Source organism: Streptosporangium sp. NPDC020072 (genome assembly GCF_040631445.1).
Classification (GTDB): domain Bacteria; phylum Actinomycetota; class Actinomycetes; order Streptosporangiales; family Streptosporangiaceae; genus Streptosporangium.
Genome location: NZ_JBEYAB010000001.1, coordinates 622,901 through 639,812, shown reverse-complemented (window position 1 = coordinate 639,812; position 16,912 = coordinate 622,901). Strand labels below are relative to the sequence as shown.

Genomic DNA, 16,912 nt, shown 5'->3' with positions numbered 1-16,912 from the left:
GCTGCGGTGAGCGACGTGACCATGCCCGAGGACCTGCTGGACGCCGCGCTCGGCGCCAAGGGGTTCATGCCGCACGCCGAGGGCCTCGCCCTCTTCGAGACGGCCGTCGAGTACGGCCCGCGCGGTCCGATCTGCGAGATCGGCACCTACTGCGGGAAGTCGGCCGTCTACCTCGGGGCGGGGGCAAGGCTGGCCGGTTCCGTGGTCGTCACCGTCGACCACCACCGGGGCTCGGAGGAGATCCAGCCAGGCTGGGAGCACCACGACCCCACGCTGATGGACCCGCGCTTCGGCAGGATGGACTCCCTGCCGACCTTCCGCCACACGATCGCCGCCGCGGGCCTCGAAGAGGAGGTCGTCGCCGTCGTCGGCCGCTCCGAGCGGGTGGCCGCGCTCTGGAGCACCCCGCTGGCGATGCTCTTCATCGACGGCGGCCACTCGCGGGAGCCGGTGACCGGTGACTACGAGGGGTGGGCCCCGCACGTCCTCCAGGGCGGGGCACTGGTCTTCCACGACATCTACCCCGACCCGGCCGAGGGCGGGCAGGAGCCCCACCGCGTCTATCTGCGCGCCCTGGCCTCCGGGGCGTTCAGGGAGGTCAGACGGGAGGGCTCGTTGCGGGTCCTGGAGCGTGTCGGCCCCGGCATCGGCTGACCCCGCCGCCCCAGCACGGCCAGACAGGCCCCCCGCAGCGCGCAGACCGCCAGCAGCGCCGCCATGGGCCCGGGGCCGGGCAGCGCCAGGTACAGCACGGCGGCGGACAGGCCGAACACGACCTGCTCACGTGGCCGGGACGGCGTCGTGCGCGCCTCGGGCAGCACGAAGCAGGTGTGCAGGACGAACGCCGCGTCCGTCACCGCCAGGAGGCCGTGACCCAAACCGTGACCCAAACCGGGACCCGCGACCAGCCCGGCCAGGGCCACGCCCCCGGCCCAGGCCAGCACCAGCGGCAACCGCCCGGAAGACCGTACGAACGTCATGCCGAGGGCCAGGAGCACCAGCGGCACGAACGACTGCAGGGCCTCCGGCACCCACGCGGTGAACTGGTACGGCGGCGCCATCTCGACTCCGGGGCGCAGCGCCGCGACGGTCACCCCCAGGGCGACCGGATTCACGAAGGGCGTCCCCGGCCGCCCGGCCCGCAGGACGTGCCTGCTCGCGACCCCCACCAGGGCGGCCAGCGCGATCCCGGCCAGGTGGGCCTGGCCGTACAGGAGCATCGCGCACAGCAGGCTCTCGGCGTAGGACGGCAGCAGGAAGGCGCGGTCGGTCAGGTAGCGGGGTCTGTCGCGGGATGTCCAGGCCCGCACGGTCTCCAGCGCCAGTTCGGCGGTCACGCCGGTGAGGACTCCGACGACCGGTGCCAGGTAGGCCTGCTCGAACCCGAGCAGGAGGTGCCCGGCGAGGGTGACGACGGTCACCGAGACCGCCAGCCGGCGCGAAACGGGCACCCTTGTAGGAGCTGTCATGGGTTCCTCAGTTCCGTCACGCCCTGGGGGGTCAGCAGGAGGTCGTGCCAGCCGGGGTCGAGGGAGACGGTGGCGGTGCGCGGGACGCCGCACTCGTCACGCCAGGACAGGGCGACGGGCAGGGCCGCCTCACCCGTGTCGGTCTCGCCGAGGCCGAGGAGCAACTCGGGGGCGGAGGCGGCGGGGTAGAGCTGCCCGGCGAGTGTGCCGCCGTCCGGCAGCCTCAGTCTGGCCTCCGCCCCGATCGCCGGGCGCGTCACGCCTGCCGCGCCGTGCGCCGCGCCGCATGGACCGGCGGGCAGGCGGGGACGCAGGCCGACGAAGGGGGCGGTGACACCGTGGTTGCGGTACAGCGTGGCCGGGGTCAGGGGACCGGAGACCGCGACGTCGAGACGGCCGTCGTCGTCCACGTCGCCGACCGCCAGGGCCGTCGCGTCGCCCCCGGGAGGCACCGGTCCGGCCACGTTCGTGTGACGGCCGTCCGCGCCCGGCGTGAAGAGGGCGACGCCCCCGGGCGCCGCGACCGCGTACATGATCTCGTCGTGGCCGTCGTTGTCGAGGTCGGCGGTCTCGACGTCCCACACCCGTCCGGTACGGCCGAGCCCCAGTTCCCCGGCCCGGTCCTCGTACGGCGCCTCGCCCTCGTGCAGGTGCTCCCGCAGTCCGGGCAGGACCGTGGAGACGAAGACGGGCCCGATCTCGTCGGGGCCCCGCCCGATGAGGATGTCCTGCGCGCCGTCGGCGTCGAGGTCGGTGAAGGCGACCGCCCCGCTGTCCGAGGAGTCCCGGCCCAGGACGGACGACCTCGGCGTGGTTAGGTCCCGGGTGCCTGACGCCACCCGGAAGGCGGCCCTGCCCGGTGCCGACTCGTTGACGAGCAGCGTGTCGGGTCCGAGGCCGTTGGCGAGGTACAGCTCCGGCAGCCCGTCGCCGTCCAGGTCCCGGGTGCCGAGCGCGAGCGTCCCGCCCGTCCGCCCGGCCTCGCCGAACGCCTGCGGCGCCTCGGTGAACGTGCCCGTCCCCGTCCCGAGGTACAGCCGCGCCCCGCCGTCGTGGACGTCCGGCGACGAGCCGCCCGAGGTCGTCCCGGCGGCGAGGACCAGGTCGAGGTGGCCGTCGCCGTCGAAGTCGCCGACGGTCGCGGCGGCCGTGTTCCACGGCCCGGGCCGTACGGCGGGCTCACGGTGGGCGAAGGCGGTGGCGGAGGGGCGGGTCCCGGGAAGGCGGACGAACAGGGAGGGGGAACGGTCCCGGTAGAGGACGACCAGGTCCTGCGCGCCGTCCTCGTCGAGGTCGGCGGGCAGGCATCCGACGGGCACCCCGCGCGGGCCGGGGGCGGTCAGCCTGAACGGCCGGTAGCCGCCGTGGGTGCCCGGCACGGGAGCCACGGTCACCCCGCCGTGACGGGGGTCGGCCAGGCAGACGTCGTCGGAGACGATCTCGCCGTCGAGGTCGAAGAGCGCCACTCCCGTCGCGGAACCACCGAGCCGGTCGGCGGCGAAGGAGAAGACCGGGGTGGTGGGGGAGGGGGCGGGGGGCTCCGCCGTACCGGTCAGCGCCCACCCGACGGCGACGGCCGCCAGCGCCACCAGGGCGGCCGGACGGACCGGGGGCACGGCATCGGCCGTGTCCCTGGACGTCGCGCCTGGCCGTACTTCGGTCACGAGCCGCGGTTGCGCCTCGCCCAGGCCTTCCTGACCCCGGCCCGCCATGCCTGGTAGTGGTCGCCGGTGTGCGCGTTGTGCCCGAGGGCGACGAGCGCGGTGTCCGTCCAGCCGCCCGCCTCCTCGACGCCGACCTCGCACAGGGCGAGGACGGCCTCGGCGGTGTGCTCGGGCACGGTCCTTGAGATCAGGTGGGCCGAGCAGGCGAAGGCGGCGCCCTGCACGAGGTGGGCGCGGAAGCCGTCCTCGGCCGCCGCGGCGCTGAGCCGTTCCAGCTCGCAGGCCCGCGCGCCGCCCGCGTAGGCGGCGGCGAGCCCGATCCCGCTCCACAGGTCGGCGCGGCGGCCGAGGGGGAACTCGGCCAACCGGAGGACGACGTCCTCGACGCCCGCGCACTCGTGGAACCAGAGCATCCGGCCGACCCCCTGGTCGAAGATCGCCCGCCTGGTCCGGTCGAGCAGGCCCGCCGTACGCTGACGCCCGACCGTCCGGTCGGCGGCGTAGAAGCCCTGGTGGAAGCCGAAGCCGTCGAAGGCCAGCCAGCGCAGCAGGGGGTGGACGGAGTGGATGCCCCACATCGGGCGCATCCGCAGCCGGGCGTATCCCCGGCCGGCACCCAGGTGGATCATGTGCGGGTAGCGCACGCCCTGGCCGCTGAGCAGGTTCCTGAGCCGCTTGCCGCCGGACGCGGTGAGCACGTCGAGGGACGCGCAGGCCATGCCCGCCCCCTCGTAGGCGAAGCCGCGCAGTTCCTCACGCAGGCCGTCGATCCGTTCGGGCTCGCCCGCGATCACCGCGTTGTGCCCGGCGACGCACGCCCGCCCGGCGTTCTCCAGGTGCTCCCTGGCCGGGCCGAGCCGGAAACGCCGCACCCCGAACCCGGTCCGATCGGGGTCCTGCCAGAACAACCCGGGCAGGCCACGCGGCCTGCCCGGTGCCGGATCGCCGGGTGGCAGGGCGGGCGACGGGGCACGGGGCGCAGGGCAGGGAGAGCGGACGGGGACGGTGCGCTCGCCCTTCTCCGGCTCCGGTGCCCCGGGACCGGGCACACCTGGATGGGGTGCGGCGACCGTCGTCACGCCGCCGTCGCCCCCCGCGATCTCTCCGTCGCCCCCCGCGATCTCTCCGTCGCCCTCCGTGTCGCTCACGTGCCCGAACGTAGTGAGCCGTCCCCGAGCCTTCAAGCACCGCCTCGGATTCGGGCGAAGAGATTCAGGCGAAGAGATTCGGGGGAGGGGATTCGGACGCGGGGTCGTCAGGCGGGTGAACCGGCGTGGCTGCAGCCGCAGTCCTGGGCCGGGCGGTCGGCGGCCCGGTCTTCCGTGGAGCCGGGCATGGCGCCGCGCACGTCCCTGAACAGCCCGGAGGCCGGGGTGAGGCCGTACAGGGCGTCGGCGGCGAGAACCACGGCGGCGGCGGTGTAGGCGGAACGCTCGTGCGGGAACCACTTCTGGTTGGCGAACTGCCAGCCGGTCCAGTAGGAACCGTCCTCGTGCCTGAGGTGCTGCATGTCGGTGAAGATCCGCAGCGCCTCGTCCCGGTCGCCGAGGGCGTCCAGGGTGAGCACCAGCTCGCACGACTCGGCGCCGGTCACCCACGGCTGGTCGGAGACGCAGCGCACGCCGAGGCCGGGTTCGACGAAGACGGCCCACTCGGCGGCGAGCCGCGCCCGCGCGGCGGGACCCCGCACCGCGCCGCCGAGGACCGGGTAGTACCAGTCCATCGAGAAGCGGCTCTTGTCGGCGAACGCCTCGGGGTGGTCGGACAGCACGTGGGCGAGCCGGTCGGCGGCCAGCTCCCAGTCGGGCTGCGGGTCGCCGAGACGTTCGCCGAGCAGCACGCCGCAGCGCAGCCCCTGGTGGATGGAGGCGCAGCCGGTCAGCAGGGCGTAGCCCGCGGGCTCGCCGTCGGCGGCGCGTTCCCAGACGACCTCGCCCCGGGCGGTCTGCAGCCCGACCACGAAGTCCAGCGCGGACCTGACGACGGGCCACATCTCGCGGGCGAAGCCGTCGTCCCCGGTGACCAGCAGCTCGTGCCAGACGCCGACCGCGACGTAGGCGGCGTGGTTGGACTCCCCGCCCCGCTCGACGGCCAGGCCGCCGACCAGCTTCATCGGCCACGAGCCGTCCGCGCGCTGGTTGCGCACCAGCCAGTCGTAACCCCTGCGCACGGGACCGCTCAGCCCGGCGACGCCCATGGCCATCAGGCACTCGACGTGGTTCCAGGCGTCCACGTGCCCCTCGGGCCAGGGGACGCCGCCGTCGGTCTCCTGCACGGCCGCGATGCTCAGGGCGGTCTCGACGACCAGTTCCCGCCTCATCGGCCGCTCCGGTCGTCTCGGGGCGCGGGGCCGTACCGGGTCACGCGGGCTTCCGCACGTAGAGCACCACGCTCTTGCCGATGAACGGGTTCAGCAGCGTCTCGGCGATCCGGGTGACGGCGGGGCGTTTCATGATGTCCCACACCAGCAGCTCGTGGTAGGCCTTGGCCAGCGGGTGGTCGTCGTTGCCGACACCGACCGCGCACTTGATCCACCAGTACGGCGCGTGCAGTCCGTGGGCGTGGTGGTGGGAGCCGATCTCCATGCCGACGGCCTTCAGCTTCGCGCTCAGCTCGGCGAGGGTGTAGATGCGCACGTGCCCGCCGGGGGCCGTGTGGTAGGCCTCGTCGAGCGCCCAGCAGATCCGTTCCGGCAGGAAACTCGGCACCGTGATCGCGGCGCGGCCGCCGGGCTTGAGCACCCGGAAGATCTCCCGCATGGCGCTCATGTCGTCGGGGATGTGTTCGAGCACCTCGGCGGCGATCACCCGGTCGAAGGTGGCGTCCTCGAAGGGCATCTTCAGCGCGTCGCCGGTCACGGTCTCACCGACCGCGCCCTCGGGCACCTCGCCCTCCTTCGCCATCGCGGCGAACATGCCCGCGACGCCTTCGAGCTCCTCGGCGTCCATGTCGAAGGCCACCACGTCCGCGCCCCTGCGCAGCACCTCGAAGGCGTGCCGTCCCGCCCCGCAGCCCAGGTCGAGGACACGCAGGCCGGGTCCGACGGGCAGCCGGTCGAAGTCGACGGTCAGCACTTGCCGCTCCTTGTGAAGTGGTCGGTCACCGGGCGTTGTGCGCGGCGATGGCCTCGCGGTAGGCGTCCACGGTGCGCTGGGCGACGACGCGCCAGGTGTAGCGCTCCATGACCCGGTCGTAGCCCCTGCGCCCGACCTCGGCCCGCTCCTCGGGGGAGTCGAGCAGGCGCCGCAGTACGGTGGCCAGCTCCTCGGGGTCTCCGGGGGCGACCTGGACGGCGGCGTCGCCGACGACCTCGGGCAGCGCCCCCGTCCGTGAGGCGACGAGCGGGGTGCCGCAGGCCATGTGCTCGACGGCGGGCAGGGAGAAGCCCTCGTAGAGGGAGGGCACGACCGAGACCTCCGAGGTGGCGATCAGTTCGCCCAGCTCGGTGTCGGAGATGCCGTGCACGAACCTCACCCGCTCCCGCAGGGAGAGTTCGGCGACCAGCTTCTCCGTCGGTCCGCCGGGGGTCGGTTTGCTCACCACGGTGAGGTTCACCTCGCGCTCGGTGGCGAGCTTGGCGACCGCCCGCAGCAGGGTGGCGACACCCTTCATGGGGGAGTCGGCGCTGGCGACCGCGACGATCGAGCCAGGCCGTTTGGGCATCTCGGGGCGCGGGTGGAAGTAGCGGGTGTCGACCCCGAGCGGGATGAGCCGCATGTTGGCCTGCGGCACGTTGAAGTCGCGGTGGATGTCGGCCAGTGAGGACTCGCTGACGGTCAGGATCGGGTTCAGCCTGGGGGCGACCCTGGCCTGCATCCTGACGAAGCCGTACCACCTTCTGAGCGTGAGGCGCTTGCGCAGCGGGGCCTCGCTCAGCTCGATCCTGCGGTCGACGCTGATCGGGTGATGGATGGTGCCGACCACGGGGAACAGCTTCTGGATGTCCAGCAGGCCGTAGCCGAGCGTCTGGTTGTCCTGCACCACGTCGAAGTCCCCGACGCGTTTGGCCAGCTCGCGGCGGGCCCGCAGGGTGAAGGTCAGCGGCTCGGGGAACCCGGCGGTCCACATGGTCCCGACTTCGAGAAGGTCGATCCAGTCGCGGTACTCGCCCAGCTTGGGGGTGCGGAAGGGGTCCTCGTCACGGTAGAGGTCCAGGCTGGGGACCTTGTTGAGAACGACCCCTTCGTCCAGTTCGGGGTACGGCTGGCCGGAGAAGACCTCGACGTGGTGCCCGAGGGCGACCAGTTCACGGCTGAGGTGACGCAGGTAAACGCCCTGCCCGCCACAGGTCGGCTTGCTCCGGTACGACAGCAGCGCGACCCGCAGGGAGTCCGCGTCAGGCACGGCAACCCCTTCCTCAGCCTGTCCGGAAGGGGACAGGTACCGTGAAAGATGACCTCAGTATTCGGATCTTACCATTCGGTATCTCTCTTCCACCTAATGTGGAAACGGTGCTAAAGCCACTTCTGTCGCGCGCCAACTGCGGCATCACGCCAACCGAACGACGTTCGGTGGAACGTGTTCTAGGGTACTGGGGCCCTGAGTCGTGCCCGGCGACGGGAGGGGCGATACATTCGCCGTCACACGGCACTCAGCCGAGCGGAAGTCCCACTTCACGAGCTTCACAAGCGAGGAGGACGCCTTGGCCAGGCGCGCGCTGATCACCGGTATCACCGGGCAGGACGGTTCCTATCTGGCCGAGTGCCTGCTCGATCGGGGTTACGAGGTCTGGGGACTCGTCAGGGGACAGGCCAACCCCCGTGTCTCCCGGGTGCGCAGGCTGCTGCGGGACGTCCGCCTCGTCCGGGGCGACCTCCTCGACCAGGGTTCGCTGATCTCCGCCGTTGAGAAGGTCCAGCCCGACGAGGTCTACAACCTGGGTGCCATCTCGTTCGTGCCGATGTCGTGGGAACAGGCCGAGCTGACCGGCGAGGTCACCGGGATGGGCGTGCTGCGCATGCTTGAGGCCATCAGGGTCTGCTCGGGTGTCTCCTCCTCACGCACCCCCGCGGAATCCGGCCAGATCAGGTTCTACCAGGCGTCGTCCTCGGAGATGTTCGGCCAGGTCAGGGAGACTCCGCAGACCGAGATCACCCCCTTCCACCCCCGCTCGCCGTACGGCGTCGCCAAGGCCTACGGCCACTTCCTCACCCAGAACTACCGTGAGTCGTACGGGATGTTCGCGGTCTCGGGGATCCTGTTCAACCACGAGTCCCCGCGTCGGGGCGCCGAGTTCGTGACCCGCAAGGTCTCCCTCGGGGTCGCCCGCATCAAGCTCGGGCTCGCCGACCGGCTCCGCCTGGGCAACCTGGAGGCCCGCCGCGACTGGGGATACGCGGGCGACTACGTGCGGGCGATGCACCTGATGCTGCAGGCGGGCCCGCCGGAGGACTACGTGATCGGCACCGGCCGTACGCACACGGTTCGTGAGCTGGTCGAGGCGGCCTTCGCCGCCGCCGGGCTCGACTGGGAGCGGTACGTGGTCACCGACCGTTCCCTGCACCGCCCGGCCGAGGTCGACCTCCTGTGCGCCGACCCGAAGAAGGCCCGTGAACAGCTCGGCTGGGAGCCCTCGGTCTCGTTCGAGGAACTGGTCACGATGATGGTCGAGTCCGACCTGAAACTGCTGTCCGAGGGCGGCGACCCCGAGCAGGACTCCTCATGGCCCTGAGCGAGGAGGCCGGGCGGCGGGCCGTCCTGTTGGTCACGGGCATCCAGGCGGCGGGCAAGTCAACGGTGGCGCAGCGGCTGGCCGAGCGGCTGCCCCGCTCGGCGCACGTGCGCGGCGACGTGTTCCGCCGCATGGTGGTCGGCGGCAGGGCCGAGATGACTCCCGAACCCTCCGCCGAGGCGCTGGCGCAACTGCGTCTGCGGCACCGGCTGACCGCGGCCACCTGCGACGAGTACTTCGCGGCCGGGTTCACCGTGGTGGCCCAGGACGTCGTGCTGGGCGAGCATCTCGTGGAGATGACCCGGCTTGTCCGCGCCCGCCCCCTGCTGGTGGTCGTGCTCGCCCCGAGGGCCGAGGTCGTCGAGGCGCGTGAGGCCGCGCGGGCCAAGGACGCCTACGTCCACTGGAAGGCCGGTCCGCTCGACGCCGTTCTGCGCGAGCGGACCCCGCGTCTCGGCCTCTGGCTCGACACCTCGGAACAGACCCCCGAGGAGACCGTCGAGGAGATCCTCGCCCGTGCGTGGACCGAGGCCCGCGTCGGCGGCTGAGCTGACCGCCTTCGACGGGCCCCGGTCGCCGGGGCCGGGTCAGCCGTTCTCGTGGCGGCGCTGGCACTGCATGCAGAAGCGCGCCAGCGGACGGGCCTTGAGCCGCTCGAACGGGATGCCGGAGCCGCAGCCGTCGCAGCGGCCGTAGGTCAGCTCGGCGATCTCGCCCAGCGTGGCGCGCAGGACGGAGGCGCTGCGCTCGGCGGAGACGATGTCGGCCAGCAGGGCCGACTTCTCCGAGACCTCGACCGAGTCGTCGCCGACCGCGGCCTCCAGCTCGGAGAGCTGCCTGGTCCACCGCAGGAGCTGGCCTTCGAGCTCCTCACGGATGCTGTCGAGCTGGACGCTGCTGAGGTGGACGTCGGAGATCATGGTGTTCTGGTCCTTTCTGAGGGTCGGGAAGCTCGCCAGGGCCGGCCCCGAGGGGCGGGCGCGCGGGGTGTCGCAGTCGTCGCAGTGCCGGGTGTGCGGCACCTGCCGCAGCCGTCGCAGCGCGATGAAGGCCCCGCAGTGCTCGCAGGTGCCGTAGACCCCGAAGTCGAGCCGCTCGATCGCGGCCTCGATCTCCACGACGGTCCGCGCCGCACGGGCGGCACGCCTGGCGGACAGGGAGACGGGCTCCCCCGGGTCCTCCGGGGACGCCGGCTCGCTCCCGGGTTCGGTCTCGTTCTCGGTCATGGCGTCCCGCGCGGCGCCGAGCCGTTCGTGCAGGAGCGCGCGCAGTTCCTCCAGATGCGTCGTGTGACGCTGGTAGTCCTCAAGCAGCCTGCTTGTCGACCTGATGTCGCCCATGGGACATCGACTCCTTGGATGACTCACGGCGGTCGTGGCCGGTCACGGCTGGACACGGTCTCCGCCGGGAAAGCCGGAACTCGAAAGGCAGGGCGGCGCGAAAGCACCGCACGACTGTGGGACCCCGGCCGGTCACCGCTCGACGCGGTCCCCGTCGGGGCAGGAAAGAAGAGAAAAGGGGCAGCGGGGCCCCCTCAGGCCGTCGTCGTTGACGCGATCATGGACGTGGACTGCCCGGGGACGGGCCTTCCACGCGTCGTCTCGCCTACGGAGAGCCGGTGGCCTTCAAGAGGGCGCCGTCAGGCGGCCGGCGGGCTGCGCGAGGTGACGGCGCGCTGGACGTCGTGTCTGGGCGCGGCGGCGGGGCCGGTCGGGCGCCAGGTGGAGGGCGGCGGCCCGGGGGTCGCGACCGTGGCGCCGACGGCGAGGAGGGAGCGGAGCTGTCCCGGCGTCGGCAGGTGCTCGGTCCCACCGGCGAGCAGTCTCGGCGCGGTGGAGTGACCGGCGGTGTCGGTGCCGGGGACCCAGAAGCCGGTGCCCGCGTCCGCAGGCCTCCAGCCGCCGGACCACGGGGAGGGGGAGACGGCGGCCAGCAGAAGAACGAGAAGCAGACCCACCGCCGTGACCGCGGTGGGCCTGGGTGTGCCCCACCGCGGTTCCCTCATCACCTCGACCATAGTCGACGTTCCGCGAAAGGGCACTTTAGATATGGGGTGGAATGTCCTATCTCACCGCCGGGTCAGGCGAAGACGTCCTGCTGGTACCGGCCCTGGGCCTCCAGCTCGCGCAGCCACGCCTCGCCGTCGCCTCCGGTCCTGTCGTGGTGGATCTCCGCCAGGGCACGCCGTACGGCGGGAGCCATGCGGAGGCCGTCCCCGCAGACGTAGACGTGGGCACCCTGTTCGAGCAGCTCCCACACCCGGTCCGCCTCGGCGGCGACCGCGTCCTGGACGTACTTGAAGGGGTGTCCGTCGAGCGCGGAGAAGGCCGTGTGCACCCGGGCGATCCCGGCCTCCTGCCAGCCGAGCAGTTCGGCGCGGTAGAGCCAGTCGTGCTCGGGGTGACGGCAGCCGTAGAAGACCTCGGCGGGTCCGGACGCCCCGGTCAGGGCCCGCTCCTCAAGGAAGCCGCGCAGCGGGGCGAAACCGGTGCCGGGGCCGACGAGGATCACCGGCGTCGCCGGGTCGTCCGGCAGCCGGAACGGCGGGCTGGGAACCCGTACGTATCCGTAGAAGACGTCGCCGGGCTCCAGGCCCGCCAGGTAGGCCGAGCACATGCCCCGGTAGGAACCGCCGCCCGACCAGGAGGGCCCCTCGACCAGGCCGACGGTGATCCTGATCCGCCGGGGGTCGGCCAGCGGCGAGGAGGAGACGGAGTAGTAGCGCGGCCTGATCGGCCCGGCCATCTCCAGGAAGGCCGGCAGCGGCAGGGTGATCGCCGGGAGGCGTTCGAGCAGCGTGAGCACCGAGACCCGCTTGGCGAGGATCTCGTCGGCGTAGGAGGCCTCAAGCTCGGCGAGCTGGCCCCTGGTCCAGGGGCACCGGGTGTGCTCGGCCAGGGTCGCCAGGTCGGAGCGGGTGGCCACCTCCTGGAGCTCGGCGAACTCGGTCAGCAGCAGCCCCGCGGTCACCGGGGTGTCGACGGGCAGGTGGGTCGTCCCCCTGGCGCGCAGCCGTACGACCTGGTCGCGGGGGACGTGGAGCTGACGCAGCGCCCACTCGACGAGTTCGGGGGCGTTCTTGGCGAAGACGGCGATGTGGTCGCCCGCCGTGTAGGACGTCCCCTCGGGCAGTTCGGCCACGATCGAGCGCACCCCGGGCCTGGGCAGCTCGCGGGAGAAGTCCCACAGGCCGGTGGGGTCGCCGGTCAGCTCCTCGGCCGAGACCACGGTCAGCGGGACCGCCTGCGGGGAGACGACCGCGGGCCGCACGTCGGCCTCGGTGAGGACGTCCATCTCGTAGCGGGGACCGGCCTTGGCCGCCGACGTGCCGTACTCGGCAGCCAGCGCCGCCCAGAGCCCTGAGGTCCACGCCGAGACGTCGCCGTCGAAGTCGCCGTCGGCGTCCGCCTCACCCCGTTCGACGAGCGGTACGGCTCCCGCCGCGGTGAGCTTGTCGAAGACGCGCCTGGGGAAGGCCTGGTAGGTGGGCCACTGGGTGTTGCCGCAGCCGAGCAGCGCGAAGCGCACCCCGTCCATGGCGGGCAGCCCCTCCAGGGCGTCGAACCGCTGGGCGTTGTCGGGGGCCTTGCCGTTGTAGGTCGAGGTGATCACCACGAGCAGCCCCTCGGAGGGCGGTTCGAGCTCGTCCAGGGTGGTCAGCGTGGTCGCGAAGCCGGAGCGCCCCGCGACCTCGGCCAGCCGTTCCGCGACGTCGGCGGCGGTGCCGAGGTTGGAACCGTACGCCACGGTGAGGCCGACTCCCGTGACGGCCACCTCCACCGGCTGTTCCCGGACGGTCTCCGCCGCCTCCACCGTCTCCGCGGTGCCCCGCTCGTGGGCCCTGCGCTCCCTGACCCGGATGGTGAAGTCCTCGGGCTTGAGGGTGAGCATCTGCTTGATCTTCATCCGGTAGGCGTCCGGGTCGGAGATCGCGAAGCGCTGCAGCACCATGGCCAGGGCCAGCCTGGCCTCGGTCAGCGCGAACTGGCGGCCGATGCAGGCCCGCTCGCCGTTGCCGAAGGGCTTGTAGGCGGCCGGGTGGTGGCCCTTCCTGTTCTCGGGGAGCCAGCGGTCGATGTCGAACTCCTCGGGACGCTCCCACACCCCGGGGTGCTTGTGCAGCTGACCGAGCAGGACGACGGCGACATGGTCCTTGGTGATCGGATAGCCGCCGAGCTCGGTGTCCTCGAAGGGCTTGACGGCGAACGCCGGGATCGGGGACCACAGGCGCAGCGTCTCCTCCAGGACGCGCGGGATCACGTCGAGCTTCATGATCGTGTCGTAGGTCGGGACGGTGTCGCCGGGCAGCAGTCTGTCGACCTCGGCGTAGGCCCTGGCCAGCACGTGCGGGTTGCGCAGCAGGTTGTACAGCGCGAACGACAGCAGGCCGCTGGTGGTCTCGTGCCCGGCGATGAGGAAGGTCAGGACCTGGTTGCGGATGTTCTCGTCGGAGAGCCGCTCGCCGCTCCGCGGGTCGGCGGCCTTGAGCATCAGGCCGAGCAGGTCCTTGGTGTCGCCCCTGCCGGTGCTCCTGCGCTGCCTGATGACGTCGTCGACCAGGTCCTGCATGACCTGGATGTCGGACCGGTAGGCCGTGTCCTGCCGCTTCTTGAGCTTGGTGACCAGGGGGAGCTGCCGGTTGCGGAGCATCGCCTCGGTCAGCGAGCGGCCCATCGCCTGCAGGAACGGGTGCAGCTCCGGCGACTGGAAGGAGTTGAACCGGTAGTCGAACCCGGTGAGGGAGATCGTGTCCAGGGCCAGCCTGGTCATGTCGTCGGGCACGTTGACCTCGTCGGAGATCGCCCACTTGCCGACCAGGTTCTGCGCGATCTCCAGCATCTGCGGGAAGTAGGCCTTCATCGAGCGCTGGCTGAAGGCGGGCATCAGGATGCGGTGCGCGTGGCCCCAGACCGGCTCGTCGTGGCGGGCGGTGAACAGCCCGTCGCCGCCGAAGTCGCGGACGATGGACAGCGGCGGGTCGATGCCCTTGTAGAAGCGTGTCTCGTCGCACAGCTCGGCGACCATGTCGGGGTCGTAGACGAACAGGACCTTGCGGCCGAGCAGTTCGAGCTGGAAGAGGCCTTCCTCGGCGTATTCGGCGGCGAGTTTCCTGAAGTGCTCGTCGGGCGAGTGCGAGGGGATCTGGAGCGTGTTGCCGAGCAGAGGGAGCCCCTGGGGGGAGGGGATGGAACGGGTCACCGACATGGAACTCCTCCTTTACCGGGCGGCCTCCCGGAACCGCCAGCCATACACTGTATGTCTCAAGCTACCATACGGTGTATGGCAGTGAGTGCGCGAAGGGGACAACCCCTGACAACCCAGGAGATATACGCGGCCGTTCTGCGGCTGGTCGACGAAGGCGGGGTCGAGGGCCTGTCCATGCGGAAGCTGGCGGCCGAACTCGACGTCAACCCCATGTCGCTCTACCACCACGTGGAGAACAAGGACGCGCTGCTGCGCGGAGCCTGTACGGCCGTCGCCCTCGGGCTGCGCCTGCCCCCCGACGACGGAACCCCGTGGCGGGAGCAGCTGCGCGCGCTGGCCCACGCCTACCGCTCCATCGCGCTCTCGCACCCGGCCCTGTGGTCCTACGTCAACGCCCACCCCGACCTCGTCGAGCACGAGGGCGGCATGTGGGAGGTCTTCAACCGGGTCCTGGCCGCCGCCGGGGTCCCCGCCGGGGAGCTGGTGCGCGTCCGCACGGTGCTCTACACCTTCGTCTCCGGCCTGCTGACCGCGGAGACCAGTGGCCTGCTCGCCGGGCTGGACCCGGAAGGGAACGCCGAGACCACCTTCGACGCCGCGATCGACCTCATCCTGGACGCGCTGGAGTCCCGCGCCACCTGAGACTTGTCGCAGTCGCCCGCTAGTGTCCTGGAGAAGGGGTGCCGCACACGATTCCCGGGAGCGCACGGTGACCGTGCTCGCCACAGCGCGCGCGACGGAGCTCGAAGCCTCCGTCGAGCAGCTGGTCTACGTCCGCGACGACGAGTACACCGTCGCGCGGATGAGCGCGGACGACCAGGAGGGCGCCCCGGCGGCCTTCGTCGCCTCGGGGCGCGCCCTGGCCGGCGTGCAGCCGGGCGAGACGCTCAGGCTGACCGGTGAGTGGGACGAGCACCCCCGTCACGGCAGCCGCCTGCTGGTCAGGCGGTGTGAGCGGGTCGTCCCCTCGACCGTGCGCGCGATCAGGCTCTATCTCGGCTCCGGCCTGGTCCGCGGCATCGGGCCCCGCCTGGCCCACGCCATCGTCAGCCACTTCGGCGAGCGGACGCTCACGGTCATCGACACCGAGCCGGAACGCCTCACCGAGGTCGTCAACATCGGCGCGACCCGGCAGGCGCAGATCGTCCAGGCGTGGGCCGAGCAGAAGGCGGTCGCCGAGCTGATGGTCGTCCTGCAGGGCTTCGGGATCAGCCCGCTGCTCGCGGCCAAGATCTACCAGGTCTACGGAAACGACGCCCGCGAGATCCTCACCCGTGATCCGTACCGGCTGATCGGCCAGGTCAGAGGCATCGCCTTCCACACCGCCGACCGGATCGCGCTGCGCTCGGGGGTGCCGGAGAACAGCCCGCGCCGCCTCCAGGCCGCGGTGCTCGACCGCCTGGAGACGGCCGCGGCCCGCGACGGGCACTGCTACCTGCCGCTGACCGTCCTGCTCCCCTCGGCCGCCGCCCTCGTCGAGCAGGAGGAGGAGTCCGTACGGCGGGCCGTCGACGAGCTGGCCGCCGAGCGTGCGGTCGTCGTCGAGGAGTCACCCGCGGGGCCCGGCCTCGTGGTCTACGCCAAGGAGCAGCACGGCCGCGAGGTCGCCTTCGCCACGCACCTGACCAGGCTGCTGCGGGCCGCCTCGACGCTTCCGTTGCGGCCCTTCCCCGACGACGAGAGCCTGCACGAGGACCAGCGGGCCGCGGTGAACCTCGCGCTGACCAGCACCGTCTCGGTCATCACCGGAGGTCCCGGCTGCGGCAAGAGCCACACGGTGCGGGTGATCGCGGCGACCGTGCGGGCGATGGGCGGCGGGGTGACCCTGACCGCGCCGACCGGCAAGGCGGCCAAGCGCCTGTCCGAGCTGACCGGCCTGCCCGCGATGACCGTGCACCGGATGCTCGCCCAGCGGGCGGACCCCGAGGAGGGGACGCTCTTCCAGCGGCTGCCGACGGAGGCCGACCTCATCGTGGTCGACGAGGCGTCGATGCTCGACCTGCAGCTGGCCACCCGCCTGGTGGCGGCCATCCCCTCGGGCGGCCACCTGCTGCTGGTCGGTGACGGGGACCAGCTGCCCAGCATCGGGCCGGGCAACGTGCTGGCCGATCTGCTCGGGGTCGAGGAGATCCCACGCGTCCGGCTGACCCACGTCTTCCGGCAGGCCCAGGACAGCGGCATCGTCAGGGCGGCCCACCGGATCAGGTCGGGCCGGCTGCCCGACCTGCCCGGCGGGGGCGGCTTCTGGTTCGAGGAGCTGGACGACCCTGAGCTGGTCGCCGACCGGGTGGTCCACCTGGCCACCGAGGCCATCCCCCGCAAGCAGGGCGTCGGCGGCGACCAGGTCCAGGTGCTGTGCCCGATGCGCAAGGGCGCGACCGGTACGGCCGAGCTGGGCCGGAGCCTTCAGGAGCGGCTCAACCCCGCACGCGAGGGTACGGCCGAGCACTGGTCGGGCCCGTCGGTCTTCCGGGTCGGCGACCGGGTCATGCCGATCCGCAACAACTACGACAAGGGCGTCTTCAACGGGGAGACCGCGACCGTCACGGCGGTGCTCCCGCAGGACCGGGTGCTGGAGCTGCGCACCGGCGACGGGGAGACCGTCCGCTACACCTTCGACGAGCTCGACGAGCTGACCCACTCCTACGCGATCAGCGTGCACCGCTCCCAGGGCAGCGAGTACCCCTTCGTGGTCGCGCCCGTCGTGGCCGAGGCCGGGGGAGTGATGCTGCGCAGGGGCCTGCTCTACACCCTGGTCACCCGGGCGAAGGCGTGGGTGGTGCTGGTCGGTCAGCGCGAGGCGCTCGAACTGGCCGTGCGCCGTCTCGGCCTGCGCCGCAACACCGGCCTGACCCTGCGGCTCACGCTGGGCCTGCGCGCCTGAAGGCCCGCGGCGGACCGGT

The 16,912-nt window shown here is 72.1% G+C and carries 14 protein-coding genes; 5 read left to right on the top strand and 9 right to left on the bottom strand.

Annotation, left to right across the window (positions count from 1 at the left end; all coding sequences use genetic code 11):
* Positions 1-21 precede the first annotated feature (21 nt).
* The gene (locus tag ABZ470_RS02975; RefSeq protein WP_352015208.1) at positions 22-654 is read left to right on the top strand and encodes a class I SAM-dependent methyltransferase; all 633 of its coding nucleotides are present in this window, start codon (positions 22-24) and stop codon (positions 652-654) included.
* On the opposite strand, the gene ABZ470_RS02970 is transcribed toward ABZ470_RS02975, so the two are convergent.
* The 6 genes from ABZ470_RS02970 to ABZ470_RS02945 form a co-directional block, all read right to left on the bottom strand.
* Complete coding sequence (locus ABZ470_RS02970; protein ID WP_362909582.1) at positions 561-1,451, bottom strand: hypothetical protein; 891 nt, start codon at positions 1,449-1,451, stop codon at positions 561-563. The two genes, ABZ470_RS02975 and ABZ470_RS02970, sit on opposite strands and share 94 nt — an antisense overlap.
* Before the next feature lie 14 nt (positions 1,452-1,465).
* The gene (locus ABZ470_RS02965) at positions 1,466-3,085 is read right to left on the bottom strand and encodes a VCBS repeat-containing protein (RefSeq protein WP_362909580.1); all 1,620 of its coding nucleotides are present in this window, start codon (positions 3,083-3,085) and stop codon (positions 1,466-1,468) included.
* A gap of 44 nt (positions 3,086-3,129) precedes the next feature.
* Positions 3,130-4,281, bottom strand: coding sequence for a DUF1702 family protein (locus ABZ470_RS02960; RefSeq protein WP_362909578.1), 1,152 nt, complete (start codon positions 4,279-4,281; stop codon positions 3,130-3,132).
* A 107-nt stretch (positions 4,282-4,388) separates the two neighbouring features.
* Positions 4,389-5,453, bottom strand: coding sequence for a prenyltransferase (locus ABZ470_RS02955; RefSeq protein WP_362909576.1), 1,065 nt, complete (start codon positions 5,451-5,453; stop codon positions 4,389-4,391).
* Between the two features lie 40 nt (positions 5,454-5,493).
* Positions 5,494-6,207: a methyltransferase domain-containing protein gene (locus tag ABZ470_RS02950; RefSeq protein ID WP_352015142.1), complete on the bottom strand. Its 714-nt coding sequence runs from the start codon at positions 6,205-6,207 to the stop codon at positions 5,494-5,496.
* Between the two features lie 25 nt (positions 6,208-6,232).
* Positions 6,233-7,477: a glycosyltransferase family 4 protein gene (locus ABZ470_RS02945; RefSeq protein WP_362909574.1), complete on the bottom strand. Its 1,245-nt coding sequence runs from the start codon at positions 7,475-7,477 to the stop codon at positions 6,233-6,235.
* Positions 7,478-7,775: 298 nt separating this feature from the next.
* On the opposite strand from ABZ470_RS02945, the gene ABZ470_RS02940 reads away from it, so the two are divergent.
* Together ABZ470_RS02940 and ABZ470_RS02935 are read left to right on the top strand one after the other, a co-directional pair.
* Positions 7,776-8,804 carry a GDP-mannose 4,6-dehydratase gene (locus ABZ470_RS02940; protein WP_352015144.1) on the top strand — a complete coding sequence of 343 codons (1,029 nt, stop codon included), beginning with the start codon at positions 7,776-7,778 and terminating at the stop codon, positions 8,802-8,804.
* Positions 8,795-9,352, top strand: coding sequence for an AAA family ATPase (locus tag ABZ470_RS02935; RefSeq protein WP_362780480.1), 558 nt, complete (start codon positions 8,795-8,797; stop codon positions 9,350-9,352). Before ABZ470_RS02940 ends, ABZ470_RS02935 begins: the two co-directional genes overlap by 10 nt.
* A gap of 39 nt (positions 9,353-9,391) precedes the next feature.
* Here the strand turns inward: ABZ470_RS02935 and ABZ470_RS02930 are convergent, their stop codons facing one another.
* From ABZ470_RS02930 to ABZ470_RS02920, 3 genes are all read right to left on the bottom strand, one after another.
* Positions 9,392-10,144, bottom strand: a complete 753-nt coding sequence (locus ABZ470_RS02930; protein ID WP_362909572.1) for a TraR/DksA C4-type zinc finger protein — start codon at positions 10,142-10,144, stop codon at positions 9,392-9,394.
* A 299-nt stretch (positions 10,145-10,443) separates the two neighbouring features.
* Positions 10,444-10,809 (bottom strand): hypothetical protein, encoded by a 366-nt coding sequence (locus ABZ470_RS02925; RefSeq protein ID WP_362909570.1) that lies wholly within the window; start codon positions 10,807-10,809, stop codon positions 10,444-10,446.
* Between the two features lie 74 nt (positions 10,810-10,883).
* Complete coding sequence (locus tag ABZ470_RS02920) at positions 10,884-14,009, bottom strand: cytochrome P450 (protein ID WP_362909568.1); 3,126 nt, start codon at positions 14,007-14,009, stop codon at positions 10,884-10,886.
* A 75-nt stretch (positions 14,010-14,084) separates the two neighbouring features.
* Here ABZ470_RS02920 and ABZ470_RS02915 point away from each other — a divergent pair, with 75 nt between their 5' ends.
* Entirely contained in the window at positions 14,085-14,651 is a 567-nt protein-coding gene (locus ABZ470_RS02915) for a TetR/AcrR family transcriptional regulator (protein WP_362909566.1), read from the top strand.
* 67 nt (positions 14,652-14,718) lie between these two features.
* Positions 14,719-16,893, top strand: coding sequence for an ATP-dependent RecD-like DNA helicase (locus ABZ470_RS02910; protein WP_362909564.1), 2,175 nt, complete (start codon positions 14,719-14,721; stop codon positions 16,891-16,893).
* Positions 16,894-16,912 lie beyond the last annotated feature (19 nt).